This is a genomic window from Candidatus Methylospira mobilis, assembly GCF_009498235.1.
Lineage (GTDB): Bacteria > Pseudomonadota > Gammaproteobacteria > Methylococcales > Methylococcaceae > Methylospira > Methylospira mobilis.
Map to the genome: position 1 here is coordinate 712,204 of NZ_CP044205.1, position 15,169 is coordinate 727,372.

Genomic DNA, 15,169 nt, shown 5'->3' on the forward strand with positions numbered 1-15,169 from the left:
TTAAGCGACTTCCTGATAGAGCGCGGATTGCAGTTCATGCACCGCGTTTTCGAAGCCGGCTTTGGAGCCGAACTCCTTGATGAGTTGAAATGGCGTACCCATGGAATTAAAGGGCGCTATTTCCAGTATTCGGATGTTGTCTAATCCGCCGACGAGGCCTTCGTCCTGGTATTTGGCGAGCAGCGCTTCGAGCACCGCGCTGGCTTGCGGGCCGTACTGGGTGAAAACATCGCGTTTGCGCACGTTGTTGGCGCGCTCTTTGCGCGTCAGCGGCGGCTGGTCGAAGGCGATATGACAAATCAGGTCGAACGGATCGAGGTCTTTGCCGACTTCTTCCAGGAGCGGTTCGAGCAGTAGCCCTTCCTCCGCCAGTTCTTCGATAATCGCTTCCTTGCGCTCGGCGGATTTCCAGCGGCGCAGGAATTGATCGAGGCTGGCGTAATGTTGACGGATGGTTTTGCGACTGTAGTCGCGCAACGACTCGGTGACCAGCTTGCCGTTTTCATCCATATATTCCACGCGCTCGGTCAGCACCCTGACCGGCTGGCCGTTGACGTAATATTTTGCGGGCCGCTCGCCGATACCATCGCCGGGCGGTAGATGGATGTCGGGCGGTTCATCGACGGCAGTTTCGTCCGCGCCGGGTTGTGGCGGTATCGGGTCTTCATCGGTCGATAACGGCGCATCGTCTGGCGGCGTGACCGGATCGTCTTCGCCTGGTTCGTAAATCTGCACCGGTTCGCCGTCGAATGCGGGATCGGCAAAGTGATTCGTCGCTTTGCGGAAGTCGATCAGTGTGAAGTAGTATTTTTTGGTGCCTTCGTGGACGCGGGTGCCGCGTCCGACAATCTGCTTGAATTCGGTCATCGAGCCGATCTCGCGGTCGAGCACGATCACTCGGCAGGTTTGCGCATCGACGCCGGTGGAAAGCAGGCGCGAGGTGGCGACGATCACCGGGTATTTGGCTTCCGGGTCGATAAAGTTGCCGATTTGCGCGGTGCCTTCATTATCGTTGCCGGTGATGCGCATCACATAGCGAGGATTCTGTTGATACAGGTCCTGGTTTTCGTTGATGAAGGCCTGACGCATCCGGTTCGCGTGTTCGGTATCGACGCAAAACACGATGGTCTTCTGGAAGCGGTCGCCGCTTTGTTTAAGGTAATCGGAAACCCACTTGGCGACGCGCCGGGTGCGTTCGTCGATCACCAGATTTTTGTCGAAATCGCGTTGGTTATAGATGCGGTCTTCGATTTCGTGACCGTAGCGGTCGGTTTCACCCTGGCGGGGGCGGTAGCCTTCCACATCGACATCCAGATGCACCTTGATGACTTTATACGGTGCGAGAAAACCGTCGCGTATGCCTTGTTTCAGCGAGTAGGAATAAACCGGCGCGCCGAAGTAATGGATGTTGGAGGCGTATTCGGTTTCTTTCGGCGTGGCGGTGAGGCCGATCTGCGTCGCGCCGGTAAAGTATTCGAGGATTTCGCGCCAGGCTGAATCTTCGGCGGCGCTGCCCCGGTGGCATTCATCAATCACAATCAGATCGAAGAAACCGGGCGAAAACTCGCGGAACAGTTTTTGCCGTTCTTCCGGGCCGGTGATGGCCTGATACAGCCCGAGATAGATTTCGTAGGCGGTATCGATGCGGCGGGATTTGTCGAGGGCAAGAGTAAGGTCTTCCTCGGTGCCGTCGGCGCGTTCGATGGTTTTGGCCTGGGTGCTGAGTTTCGCCATCGCGGGGCCGAAAGGGCGGAAGTCGTTGACCATGGTTTGATCGACCAGGATATTGCGGTCGGCCAGGAACAGGATGCGCTTCTTTTGTTTGGCCTTCCACAGCCGCCAGATGATCTGAAACGCGGTATAGGTTTTGCCGGTGCCGGTCGCCATGACCAGCAGGATGCGGTTTTGTCCCTTGCTGATCGCTTCGATGGCGGCATTGATCGCGTTGCGCTGGTAGTAGCGCGGTTCTTTGCCGCTGCCATCGTCGTAATAGGGTTGCAGGACGATCTTTTCCTGTTCCGGGGCCAGTCCTTTCCACGCGCAGTATTGCGCCCAGAGCGCGCCGGGATTGGGGAACTGGTGCAAGGCCAGATTGGTTTCGATGGTTGCGCTCAGGCCTGTGCGGTCGTGGAACACGAAGCCGTCGCCGTTGGAGGCGAAAACGAACGGAATATCCAGCGTGACCGCGTAATCAAGGCCTTGCTGCATGCCGTCGCCTATGGCGCAGTTGTTGTCCTTGGCTTCGATCAGGGCAATGGGGAAGTGATGGTAATAAAGGACGTAATCGGCGCGTTTGGCCTTGCCGCGCGTGACCAGTCTGCCGCGAACGATAATCCGGCCTTTGGTGAAAAAAACTTCGCGGCGAATCTGGGTGGCCTCATCCCATCCGGCCTGAATCACGGCGGGGGTGATGTATTTGGCGCAGATGTCGGCTTCGCTTAAGGTCTTTTTGCTCATCGTTCCTTGGGTTGACGGTGGGATCGCATCAGTCGCGCATCGATTTCGGTTGTGAAAACCGGCCTGATTGATTTAGCCGACAGGTAAGGAAGTATTAAAACACGCCCTGCCCAACCAGCGGAACAAGCTGATACCGGATAGCCGTACCCGCAAAAGCGCTTTGTATGTGTTCCAGCAGCGCCGGGCATTGCGCTGTGGGCGCTGTTACGGAAAAGCAAACCTGGCGTTTGCGCCCGCTTACCTGTTCAATGATGCTCAGCCCCTCCGCCTCGCCGGTATGAGCGGCGACGGCGGCGCTGGTAAAGGTCAGGCCGGGATGGTTTTGCAGCAGCCAGTCGATAACGGCGTCTTCCTGCGTAGGCGGTACAAATAACAATAACAGGCAGTAGTCGGATGTCATGCGGATTTCGCTTCGCCGAAACGGCGGTACAGTATGGGCAGCAGGATCAGCGTCAACAGCGTCGAAGTGACCAGGCCGCCGACGCCGACGATAGCCAGCGGGCGCTGTATTTCCGATCCCGGGCCGCTGGCAAATAATAAGGGTATCAGGCCGAAGGCGGCGATGCTGGCGGTCATCAACACCGGGCGCAGACGGCGCATCGCGCCGGTCATGACCACGTCGTCCATCGCCAGCCCTTGCGCGCGCAGTTGATTGAAATAGGTCACCATCACCACGCCGTTCAGCACCGCGATGCCGAGCAGCGAAATGAAACCGACCGACGCCGATACCGACAGATATTCGCCCGACAGCCACAGGCTGGTGACGCCGCCGACCAGCGAGAACGGCACATTGGTCAGCACCAGCACCGCCAGCCGCACTGAGCCGAAGGTGGTGAACAGCAGCATGAAGATCAGGCCGATGGAAATGGGTATCACGATGGCAAGGCGTTTGGCGGCGCGTTGCTGGTTCTCGAACTGTCCTCCCCAGGTCAGATAATAGCCGCTGGGCAAGGCGACCCGTTCGGCTACGGCTTTGCGCGCGTCCTCGACGAAACCGACCAGATCGCGGCCTTCGACATTGGAGCGTACGACAGCGTAGCGCTGTCCGCGTTCGCGGTTGATAGCGACCACGCCTTCGGTGCGCTCGATATGCGCAACCGCCGACAGCGGCACGCGGCGTCCGTCCGGCAGGCTGATCTGCAGCGTCGCCAGCTGTTCCGGGTCGCTGCTTGCGCGTAATAACAAGGGGGTGCGCTTGATGTCTTCCTGCACGATGCCCAGTTTCAGTCCTTCGATCTGCGCGCGCAGGGTACGTTCCAGCGCATCGCCGTCCAGCCCCATGCGCCCGATGGCGAGCCGGTCGATACGCACCTGCAGGTATTGCATGCCGGCATTGCGTATCGTGAACACATCCGATGCGCCGTTGACTGTGCGCATCGCGTTGGCGATGGCTTCGGCCTCCTCGTTCAGCACGGCAAGATCCGGTCCGTAAAGCTTTACTGCGACGTCGCCGCGCACGCCGGTCAGCATTTCGGTAACGCGCATCTGGATAGGCTGGGTAAAGCCGAAGTCGATACCGGGTATGCTTTCCATAACCCTGCGTATTTCATCAAGCAGCTGTTCCTTGGTTTTACCTCCCCACTGATCTTCCGGTTTCAGCACCAGAAAGTTGTCGGTTTCGTTGAGGCCCATCGGGTCGAGCCCTATTTCATCGGAGCCTACGCGCGAAACGACGCGTGCGACTGCCGGAACATGTCGGAACAGCGCTTTTTGTATCTGCTCGTCCAGGCGCACCGATTGTTCCAGATTAATTGAGGGCAGCTTTTCCACCTGTATGATGACGGTGCCTTCGTCCAGCGTCGGCATGAAGGTTTTGCCGATGCGCGTGTAAATGACGGCTGTGGCCAACAGCAGCAACGCGGCAACAATGATCACCTGGCGGGTGTGCGCCAGCGCCCACAGTAGTGCGGGTTTGTAGATTTCATGGAGTTTGCGCGCCAGCCACGGTTCTTCATGCTTGACGTTGCGCATCAGCCAGGACGCAATCACCGGGATTACCAGCATGGACATGAACAAAGAGCCGGTCATCGCAAATACGTTGGTAAACGCGACCGGCCTGAACAATTTACCTTCCAGCCCTTCCAGGCTCAACAACGGAACGAACACGATGCCGATAATCAGCGCGCCGGAAACGACCGGCGCTGTGACTTCGCGCATCGCGCGGTAGATCAGGTGCAGCCGCGGCAGCTTGCCTTGCATTTTGGGATCGGCCAGGTGCGTGGTGATGTTTTCCACTACAACAACGGCGGGGTCAACCAGTTTGCCGATCGCGATCGCAAGACCTCCCAGACTCATCAGGTTGGCGGTAATCCCGAACTGGTGCATCAGCAGAAAGGTAAACAGCGCGGATAGCGGCAGTATGCCGGCCACGGTCAGAGCCGCGCGCAGGTCGCCGAGGAACAGCACCAGCAGTATCAACACCAGGACAATGGCTTCCACCAGCGCTCTGACCACGGTATGTATCGCGCGGTTGACCAGTTCGCTACGGTTGTAAAAGACGCTGAGCTTGACGCCTTCCGGCAGCGCTGTTTGGATTTCATCGAGCTTTTTTTCCACGCCTACGACGACTTGCCGGGCATTCGATCCTCTGAGACCCAGCACCAATCCCTCGACGGCTTCGCCTTCGCCGTTCTGACTGACCGCGCCGTAGCGCGTCAGCTCACCGATACGCACTTCGGCCACGTCGCCGACTGTTATCGCCACGCCGTTCTGATTGGCGACAACTATGGCTTTGACGTCGTCCAGATCGCGGATCTGCCCTTCGGCGCGCACCAGCAAGGATTCTTCGCCTTCGGCCAGACGTCCGGCGCCGTCGTTGCGATTATTGCTCTTCAATGCGGAAATCAAGGCTTCGGTGGTGATGCCTCGCGAGGACAGCGCGGCGTTGTTCGGTATTACTTCATAACTGCGTACGAGCCCGCCCAGCGTGTTGACGTCGGCAACCCCCGGCACCGTGCGCAATGCCGGGCGTATAACCCAATCCAGCAGGTTGCGCCGTTCCATCAAGGTAAGATCGCCGCCCTCGACGGTGAACATGAACATTTCGCCGAGCGGCGTGGTCATCGGCGCCATGCCGCCTTCGACGCCTTCCGGCAGAACACCCCACACCGCGTTGATGCGCTCGGCGATCTGCTGACGCGCCCAATAGATATCGGCGCCTTCTTCGAAGTCGATGGTGATGTCGGTCAGCGCGTATTTGGCAATCGAGCGCAGCATGGTCTGCTTGGGGATGCCCAGCAGTTCCAGCTCTATCGGCGCGGTAATGCGCGTTTCCACTTCTTCCGGCGTCATGCCGGGCGCTTTGACGATGATTTTGACCTGGGCCGGCGACACGTCTGGAAACGCGTCAATCGGGATATTGACGGTCGCAACATAGCCCGCCCCGGCCAGCAGCAGGGTGAGTATCAGCACCAGCAGGCGTTGCGTGAGTGCGAACTGTATCAGCCCGCTCATTCCACGCTTCCGCCGAGCCCGGTCCAGGCGGCTTTCAGCGCCGCGACGCCTTGCACCGCCACGCGGTCCTGCTCGCTCAGGCCTTCGTGGATGACGGCCTGGTGTCCGTCGCTCGCCGCTACCCTGACTTCGCGCGCGGTAAAGCCGTCCCCTGTTTTTACGAAGACATATTGTTTGCCCTCTTCGGAAACGACCGCTGTCAGCGGTACGCGGCAGATGAAGTCGGTGCTGGCATGCATGATCTGCACATTGACGTTCTGGCCGGCGCGCACGTTTTCGTCATGTTCGTCAATGCGCGCGCGCACCAGCGCGCTCTGGCTGTCCATGCGCACGTTGCGGCTTACTTCGATGATGACGGCGCGTATCTGCGGCGCTTGCAGTTCGACCCGGTCATTCAGCCGCACTTCCTTGAGGCGTTCCTGCGGCATGTCGATTTCCAGCCATAATTGATCGACATTGCCGACGCGAAACAGCGGGGCGAGCATGCCGACCCGCTGTCCGACCGTGGCTAGCCGCTCCAGCAGCACGCCGTTGATCGGCGTGCGCAGCATCAAAGCGTTGCTGATTGCGCGCGACTGTTGCATTGCCTTGACTTCCTTGCGGCTCATGCCGCTGGAGACAAGAATCTGTTCGGATTCGCGCAGATTGATTTGGGCTTTATCGTAGATGCTGCGGGTTTCCTGTAAACGCAGATTGGATATGATGCCTTCGTCCAGCAGCTTTTGATCGCGATTCAGCTTGGTTTGCGCCAGATTGTATTCCGTCATCGCATTGAGCAGTCCGCGCTGCAAGGTCAACATATCCGGACTCTGCATTTCGGCGATGATCTGTCCCTGCGCGACATTGCTACCCAGTGCGACATTGATACGGCTGATAACTCCGGCCTGCGGCGCGCTGACGATATATTCGCGGTCGGGCGGGATCACCACCCGCGCCGGAGCCCAGCCCAGCGGCAGGGCGTCGACGATTTCCGGTTTTACGCTGCGCACATCGAGATGTTCCAGTTGCTCGGCGCTTAATTTGATCAGGGCGTCGCCGGCATGAACGGCAAGCGCCATTAAATATAGCGCGACGGTCGCAACGGCTGTAAAACCTGTTTTCATGGCGTTACCCCGACTACCTGGTTGTAAAAGGCGATGTCGCGTTCGACCAGGATGGCCTTTTCATGGGCATCGCGTATCGCCGCCTGAGCGATAGTCAGTATTTTGAGGTAATCGATCAACTGAATTTCTCCATTTTCGAAGGCCAGACGCCCCATGCCTATTTGCTTTTCCGCCAGTTGTTTACGCTGTTCGGCTATCGCCAGTGTTTTACGGTCGACAGCCAGCGTGTGTTCCGCCTCGTGCAGGGCTTTTTCCAATTGACGCAGCAACTGATTGCGCTCGGCCAGTTTCTGGTTAAGCAATAGATTGGCCTGGGCGACAAACGGGGCGTTGTAATCGTCGCCGCCGATAGGGATTTGCACGATCACATTCATTTCGTGAAACCATCCTCCGCTCAATTGCGCCAGCTTTTCTTCCTGAGTGCCCAACGCTATCGTCGGCTGATTGCCTTGTTTGGAGGTGCGCTGGTAATCGACATGGGCCTGCTCTTTCTCGATCATTGCATTGGCGGCGGCGACGGCGGGATGAATGTCGACAATCTCTTTTCTGTTGCTGAGGATTTCCGTGAAATTGGCGGGCATTTTCTCAAGCCGCGTCAAGTTGATATAGCTTCTGCGCGTATCCATTACCGCCGCTTCCGCCTGGGTCAGCAGCGATTGTTTTTCCAGCAAGTCGCTTTCGGCGAGCAATTGGTCTGAAAGCGCGAGATCGCCGAGTTCCACTCGGCGCTTGACAGATGTAAACAATTGTTCCGAAACAGTATAAACTTCGTCTGCCAGCATGCGGCGGTTTTCCACCAGACGCAAATTCCACAATGCCGTTCTGACCAGACCAGCCATTTCGTGACGAATCGCGCCTGCAAACAACAGTGCGCCTTTATCTGCGGTATCCGCCATGGCCTGGCTGGCGTCCCTCTGCCCCCACATCCAGATCGGGATCTGATACGCCGTTTGCGCATAGGTGGCATAGACGGAGCTGCTGGGGTTGAACGGCTTGCCGTCGATATATTGCAGGTAAATCATCGGATAACCGGCGATCAGGCTGTCCGAGCGTTGATGCAGCGCTGCCGCTTCATCGTGTAGCGCGGTTATCACGCTGCCTTGCGGGTGGTTTTCAAACGTCGCTTCCACCACGTCGCGCAAGCTCATCGACGGCGCGGTTTGCAGGTTGTCGACATGATCGATCTGCAGTTCCGATGCCAGGACGTAATCCGCATCCGTTACCGTCAGGATCGACATGCAGCAGAGCAATACCCGTATTTTGCTCTTCATTTCTTTTATTGGTTTAAAGGCGCGCATCGTGGTAAATATCCATGCCTGGATAGCCTTGGAATCGTCTGGCATCGGCCATTGGAAGCCCCGTAGTGACTATAATGTAAATCTTTTTTCGAGCGAATGAAGCAAGGTTGACGACCTTGTGCTGGAAACGGAAACGCGATGAACATCGCATGACTGTCGCCAGCTTTACTCTTCAGCTTTCTCGGCGGGGAGAGAGGAGAAGTATCAGACGGGTGGTGCGCGCGTGGGAGGAATATGCCAGAGGCTGTCGTGAGTGACGGCTGGACACGGCGAGTCTGCCGACAATCGCCCGGTTAACGCGATAAGCAGGATAGCGGGTGGATTATCCACAACCGCATTGTGTGAAGACGGAAATTCGATATCGTTATCGCACGGTTGACGCAGCCCTTCAGCTATACCGACGACAATCCCGTCAACCTGCCCGGCATCAGTGGTTTGCGCTGTTTTTTTGCTGTGTGAGAGGTAAAAGGATTCGAGTCCCGGCACATGCAAGACGCCCTTGCCGTTGTTGCCCGATGTGTGCGCATGCAGCAGCGGCGCCAGTATCTGTACCAGCAACAACAAGATAAAAGCCAGACCAGTAAAAACCGAACGCATTATTTTAAATAGGCAGGCGAAACAAACATAACGGCATGCAGTATATAACCGATGAGCGGTCTTTTCCAACTTAAAAGGAGGAGATTTATCTTGATCGGCATAGCTAAAAGCAGTAAACCCGTCGCAAGGACGGGTTTACTAAGCTTATTTACAAGAACCTATAGCAAGTTAGAATTACTTGGTTTTGTAATCAGGCTCTCCTCTCCAGACCAATTGTACACGACGGTTTACCGTGCGGTCAGCTTCGTTACGCTCATGCGGTATCAACGGATGCGACTCGCCCATGCCTACTGCATGCAGCTTGTTTTTCACTCCTGCCCACTTGAGGTACTGAACAACCGATTCAGAGCGGCGTTCGGACAGCGCCTGGTTGTGCTTGACACTGGCTTCGGTGCTGGTGTGACCCACCACTTCAATGTCCTTTTTCGTTGGGTATGCGATCAGTTGCTCTGCTACGCGATCCAGAATTCTCTTGGATTCAGGAAGCAATTCAGCCGAATCGACCTTGAAGTTCACGCCTTTCAATTCTATGCTGAGCGGGCAACCAACTTCATCGACCTTGGCGCCTGCCATGGTGCCTGGGCATTTATCGTCGCAGTCATTGACGCCGTCATGGTCGGTGTCGCGGGTAGCGCACTCGTTTTTCGCAGCGGCTACCGGAGCCGGAGCTGCAGCAAGCGCCGTCGGTTTCGGCTTGTCGCCGAAAGGAATAACAACGCCGAAGTTGATCAGCATATCGTTCAACACGCCGCTGCCGCTGTTGGAGTAGGTGACACCATTGGCGGTGGTATAGCTGTTGCCGCCGGTAGTGGGGGCGGTATTGATGCGATAGCGTATGTCCGCCCTCAGCAACAGGTTGTCGAGCACCTCGTAGGTTGCGCCGACGCCGGTTTCGAAAATGAAAGATGCGTTGCTGGCGCCGTTGGCAAGCTTGGTCCACGGCTGCGGACCGCTGGTGTTCATGCCGCCGATGGCGGCGACGACGTATGGCGAAAGCGTATCGCGGAAGAAATAGAACTGTCCGTCGATGGTGCCGCCGGTCAGATCGGTTTGACCGTTCCAGTTGCCTACTTTGCCTCTCCACTGGGTATTCACTGCGTTGGATGTGCCTACCCCCGGGTTGACTCTGCTACTCTGGTAGTTCTCCCAGAACGCTCGTACTTCGACGTTGAAGTGTTCGTCGAGTATCTTACCGAAACCGGCGCCGGCGCCCCAGCCGCCGTAACCGTTGGTGTTTCCGCCCGGTTGCAGGTAAGTGCCAAACGGCGCTACGTAGAAGCGGTCGTCAAGAAATTCTTCAGCTTGAGCAACCGATCCCATGACAGCAATGCTTGCCAGTCCCATAGTCATTAAACGCTTTTTCATTCGTATCCCCTTGTTGTTTAGTGGCAACAGTATTTGGTAAAAGTAACGACAGGCTTGATAATAACAGAAAATTAAAGGAAGACAAGGGGGCGGACTGCTTTCGAAAACATTTTTCCTTTCGTTTATAAAGGTTGTAAATACCATGTATTTTTTTTGTTGATCAATGCAAAAAATAGCAGCCGAAGCAGCTTCCCTCTCCCGGTTTGCTGCGTATTCTGAGTTCCGCATTATGGCGGCTCAGTACATGTTTGACTATGGCCAGTCCAAGACCCGTGCCGTCTTTATTACTGACGCCGCCGATTTCCACACGATAAAAACGCTCGGTGATTCTGGGTAAATGCTCAACCGCGATGCCGGGTCCGTTATCTTCCACCTCCATGCGCAAGCCGATTTCGTCTTGCAGCCAGCGCACAGTAATCCGCCCCTGCGCCGGGGTGTATTTAAGCGCGTTTACGATCAGATTGGAAAAGGCGCTGTACAATAAAGACTTGTCGCCGGTGATATGCGCTTGCGTAGCGATTTCAAGCGAAATGGGCGCGTGCTCTTCTTTCATCAGCGCGGTTTCGTCGCAAATTTCTCTTAATATATCGGGTACCGGTACATCTTCCGATCTGGGCTTGTGATCGGATTCAAGGCGCGTAAGCATCAGCAAGTCGTCAATCAGGTACTGCATGCGCCGCGTTTGCTCATTCATCCGCTTGAATATCTGAAAGTAGCGGCGGGGCATTTGTTCCTGCGCATCTTCCAGCGTTTCGAGATAGCCTTTGAGCACCGTCAGCGGCGTACGCAGCTCATGGGAAACATTGGCTACGAAGTCGCTTCTGACCCGTTCCATGAAGCGCAATTGCGTCACGTCCTGCGCCACCAGCAGGCGCAGGCCTTCGCCATAGGGAACTATGCGCACCTGCAGGCGGGCATCCATCAGCACCGGAGACGCAATGTCGACGCTGTCCAATTGCGTATGCGGCTGCGGCTGGCGCAGGAACTCAACAAACTGAGGGAAGCGCACCAGGTTGATAACCTGCTGACCCACATCGGATTTTCTCAGGCCCAGCAGGGTAATGGCGGCATCGTTAAACCAGATGATCTCGTTCCTGACGCCCAGCACAACCGTGGCGTCGGGGAGCGCCGCCGTGGCGGTTTGAAAGCGCTCCAGCATGTGCAGTAAACGCTTTTTTCTGCGTTTGTTACGCCGCATCAGGCGGTAAAGTAAATAGTAAATTTCTTCCCACAGGCCGCTTCCCAGCGGCATTTTGCGTTTACCGCTCCGCAGCCAGGCCAGCAGACGGTACAGGTGGAGAATATGTCTTAATAGATAGAGCGCCAGCGCGCCGGTGAAGGCAGCCAGATAGGCGCCGGATACTTTTCCGGCCAGCAGTGCGACTAAAAGGAGACCGCTTATCCAGGAGGCTTCGAATTGCCAGAAACTCCGCACGGGGATTAAGTCGTTTGCTCGGAAAAGCGGTACCCGAATCCTCGCACGGTTTGTACGAGGTCCTCAAGTCCATGGTCGGCAAGAATTTTGCGCAGCCTGCGGATATGCACATCGACAGTGCGTTCTTCGATAAAGGTGCTGCGCCCCCATACCTGATCCAGTAGTTGGGAACGGCTATAGACCTTGCCGGGGTGGGTCAGGAAGAACTCCAGCAACCGGTATTCGGTCGGGCTCACTTCCAGCGACTTGCCGCCGACCGATACCCTGTGCTCGTTGTAATCCAGCGTGACGCCGGCGATTTCGAGCTTCCCATCCTTGCCGAGCCGGCCCGTCCGGCGCAGTATGGCTTTGATTCTCGCCTGCAATTCGCGCGGAGAAAACGGTTTGGTCAGGTAGTCGTCCACGCCGACGTCGAAGCCCCTGACCTTATCTTCTTCCTCGCCTCTTGCGGTCAGCAGAATGATCGGAATATCCGCAAAAAGATCGTCCTTTTTGATGCGGCGCGCCCATTCCACGCCGCTCATGCCCGGTAACATCCAGTCCAGAATGATCAAGTCGGGTATGCGTTTGTCCAGTTCTTCGAGCGCCTGCTGGGTATCGGCGACGGCGCGCACTTCCATCTCCGCAGTTTCCAGCACCATCACCAGCATTTCCCGTATTGCTTCCTCGTCTTCGACTACGAGTACATTGATCTCGGTCATTTCAGGCTCTCAAAGAATGAATCTTCTCCATAGTAAGCCGTTAATATTACAGATATATGACGTAAAAGGTAAGCGTTTGTTATTTATGTTCATCCTTGGCGTTGGCGACAAAGCGCAAATGACCTTGATCGATATCGACCTGGATCAGCTCGCCGGGAGCGAACCTGCCCGCCAGAATATCCTGGGCCAGCGGGTTTTCCAGTTGCTGCTGGATCGCTCTCTTGAGCGGGCGGGCGCCGTAAACCGGATCGAATCCGGCTTCGCCTATGAAGTCCAGCGCTGCGTCGCTGACCTGTATATCGAGGTCGCGAGCTTGCAGGCGGACACGCAAGGATGCCAGCTGAATGTTGGCGATAGAACGGATTTGCTCCCTGCGCAACGGATGGAAGACCACCACTTCATCGATACGGTTGATGAATTCGGGCCGGAAATGCAGACCGACTATTTCCATGACCGCAGATTTCATGCGGCTGTAGTTTTCCTCGCCGGCCAGATCCTGGATACGGTCGGAGCCGAGGTTTGAGGTCATGACCACAACGGTGTTGCGGAAGTCGACCGTTCTGCCGTGTCCGTCGGTCAATCGGCCGTCGTCCAGCACCTGCAGCAGGATGTTGAAAACATCGGGGTGCGCTTTTTCGACTTCGTCGAGCAGGATGACGGAGTAGGGTTTGCGGCGCACCAGTTCGGTCAGATAGCCGCCCTCCTCGTAACCGACATAGCCGGGAGGCGCGCCTATCAGCCGCGCGACCGAGTGTTTCTCCATGAATTCGGACATATCGACCCGCACCATGGCTTCATCTGTGTCGAACAGGAATTCGGCCAGCGCCTTGCACAATTCGGTCTTGCCGACGCCGGTCGGCCCGAGGAACAGGAAGGAGCCGTTGGGCCGGTTCGGATCGGCGAGGCCGGCGCGCGAACGCCGTATCGCGTCGCTTACGGCATGAATGGCTTCATCCTGACCGACAACGCGTTTATGCAGATTGCTTTCCATCTGCAGCAGCTTTTCGCGTTCGCCTTCCAGCATTTTAGAAACCGGTATTCCGGTCCATTTCGAGACGATTTCGGCGATTTCCTCGTCGGTAACCTTGTTGCGCAGTAAGCGGTTTTCGCTGGTGTCTACCTCTGATGCGCTTTCCAGCTCTTTTTCCAGTTTGGGAATTTCGCCGTACTGCAATTCGGACATGCGCGTCAGGTCGCCGGCGCGGTGCGCGGCTTCCAGATCGAGACGCGCTTTTTCCAGTCGCTCCTTGATGCTGGCGGTACCCTGCAGCGCGGCTTTCTCCGCTTTCCAGATTTCTTCCAGATCGTTATATTCGCGCTCGGCTTTGTTGATTGCTTCCTGCAGGGTTTCCAGACGTTTGCGCGATGCTTCGTCGGATTCCTTTTTCAGCGCCTCGCGTTCGATTTTGAGTTGAATCAGGCGGCGTTCCAGACGGTCCATCTCTTCCGGTTTCGAATCGATTTCCATGCGGATGCGGCTGGCGGACTCATCGATCAGGTCGATGGCCTTGTCGGGCAGGTTGCGGTCGGTGATGTAGCGGTGCGACAGCACCGCAGCCGCGACGATGGCCGGGTCGGTAATGGTGACGCCGTGATGCACCTCGTACTTTTCCTTCAGCCCGCGCAGTATCGCGATAGTGTCTTCGATGCTCGGCTCTTCGACCAGCACCTTCTGGAAACGGCGTTCGAGCGCGGCATCCTTTTCGATGTACTGGCGATATTCGTTCAGCGTGGTCGCGCCGACGCAATGCAGTTCGCCGCGCGCCAGCGCCGGTTTGAGCATGTTGCCCGCATCCATCGCTCCCTCGGCCTTGCCTGCGCCGACCATGGTATGCAGTTCGTCGATAAACAGGATGACCTGGCCTTCGAGCTTGGACACTTCGTTGAGCACCGCTTTCAGGCGCTCTTCGAACTCGCCCCTGAACTTGGCGCCGGCAATCAGCGCCGCCATGTCCAGCGCCAGCAGGCGCTTGCCCTTGATGCCTTCCGGCACTTCGCCGTTGACGATGCGCAATGCCAGACCTTCGACTATCGCGGTCTTGCCGACGCCGGGTTCGCCGATCAACACCGGGTTGTTCTTGGTTCGCCGCTGCAGCACCTGTATGGTGCGGCGGATTTCGTCGTCGCGGCCGATAACCGGGTCGAGTTTGCCTTGTTCCGCACGTTCGGTCAGGTCCACGGTATATTTCTGCAAGGCCTGCCGCTGTTCTTCCACGTTGGCGTCGCCCGCGCTCTGGCCTCCGCGCAGGGCGGTGATGGCCTGCTCCAGGGCGGCTTTGTTCAGCCCCGCCTTTTTGAGTACATCGCCGAGCGAGCCTTTGTCGTCCAAGGCCGCGACCAGAAACAGTTCGCTGGTAATGAAGCTGTCGCCGCGTTTTTGCGCCAGTTTGTCGGTTAAATTCAGCAGCCGCGACAGCTCATTGGAAATCTGCACGTCGCCGCCGGTGCCTTCCACGCTGGACATGCGCGACATGGTGTCGTTCAAAGCGTTTTTCAATTGCTGGAGGTTGCAGCCGGTTTTGGCCAGCAGCGGTCTGATGGTGCCGCCCTCCTGATCCAGCAATGCGCTCAGGACGTGTACCGGTTCGATAAACTGATGGTCGCGCCCCAGCGCCAGACTTTGTGCGTCCGCCAGCGCGGCTTGAAACTTGCTGGTCAGTTTGTCCATTCTCATCGTATTCAATGCCTCTTCAAGGGGTTTGTGTGCTTTCGAGATGAATATAAACTGGGGTAGCCGGTCAAGAATTTCAAGTCCGGGTT

The 15,169-nt window shown here is 56.9% G+C and carries 10 protein-coding genes; all 10 read right to left on the reverse strand.

Going from position 1 to position 15,169, the window contains the following annotated elements:
- Positions 1 to 2,457, reverse strand: a complete 2,457-nt coding sequence (hsdR, locus tag F6R98_RS02980) for an EcoAI/FtnUII family type I restriction enzme subunit R (protein ID WP_153247702.1) — start codon at positions 2,455 to 2,457, stop codon at positions 1 to 3.
- A gap of 94 nt (positions 2,458 to 2,551) precedes the next feature.
- Positions 2,552 to 2,857, reverse strand: a complete 306-nt coding sequence (locus F6R98_RS02985) for a DUF3240 family protein (protein ID WP_153247703.1) — start codon at positions 2,855 to 2,857, stop codon at positions 2,552 to 2,554.
- Positions 2,854 to 5,910 carry an efflux RND transporter permease subunit gene (locus F6R98_RS02990; RefSeq protein ID WP_153247704.1) on the reverse strand — a complete coding sequence of 1,019 codons (3,057 nt, stop codon included), beginning with the start codon at positions 5,908 to 5,910 and terminating at the stop codon, positions 2,854 to 2,856. The genes F6R98_RS02985 and F6R98_RS02990 overlap by 4 nt, the downstream gene beginning before the upstream one ends.
- Complete coding sequence (locus F6R98_RS02995) at positions 5,907 to 7,013, reverse strand: efflux RND transporter periplasmic adaptor subunit (RefSeq protein ID WP_228125061.1); 1,107 nt, start codon at positions 7,011 to 7,013, stop codon at positions 5,907 to 5,909. The genes F6R98_RS02990 and F6R98_RS02995 overlap by 4 nt, the downstream gene beginning before the upstream one ends.
- The gene (locus tag F6R98_RS03000; RefSeq protein WP_228125062.1) at positions 7,010 to 8,284 is read right to left on the reverse strand and encodes a TolC family protein; all 1,275 of its coding nucleotides are present in this window, start codon (positions 8,282 to 8,284) and stop codon (positions 7,010 to 7,012) included. The genes F6R98_RS02995 and F6R98_RS03000 overlap by 4 nt, the downstream gene beginning before the upstream one ends.
- Before the next feature lie 231 nt (positions 8,285 to 8,515).
- Positions 8,516 to 8,908 carry a hypothetical protein gene (locus tag F6R98_RS03005; RefSeq protein WP_194270108.1) on the reverse strand — a complete coding sequence of 131 codons (393 nt, stop codon included), beginning with the start codon at positions 8,906 to 8,908 and terminating at the stop codon, positions 8,516 to 8,518.
- Positions 8,909 to 9,082: 174 nt separating this feature from the next.
- Positions 9,083 to 10,273, reverse strand: coding sequence for an OmpA family protein (locus tag F6R98_RS03010; RefSeq protein WP_153247706.1), 1,191 nt, complete (start codon positions 10,271 to 10,273; stop codon positions 9,083 to 9,085).
- 160 nt (positions 10,274 to 10,433) lie between these two features.
- A complete protein-coding gene (gene phoR / locus F6R98_RS03015; RefSeq protein WP_153247707.1) occupies positions 10,434 to 11,708 on the reverse strand; it encodes a phosphate regulon sensor histidine kinase PhoR in 1,275 nt (424 codons plus the stop codon).
- A 5-nt stretch (positions 11,709 to 11,713) separates the two neighbouring features.
- A complete protein-coding gene (phoB, locus tag F6R98_RS03020; RefSeq protein ID WP_153247708.1) occupies positions 11,714 to 12,409 on the reverse strand; it encodes a phosphate regulon transcriptional regulator PhoB in 696 nt (231 codons plus the stop codon).
- A gap of 79 nt (positions 12,410 to 12,488) precedes the next feature.
- Positions 12,489 to 15,083: an ATP-dependent chaperone ClpB gene (gene clpB, locus F6R98_RS03025; RefSeq protein ID WP_153247709.1), complete on the reverse strand. Its 2,595-nt coding sequence runs from the start codon at positions 15,081 to 15,083 to the stop codon at positions 12,489 to 12,491.
- Positions 15,084 to 15,169: the final 86 nt, after the last annotated feature.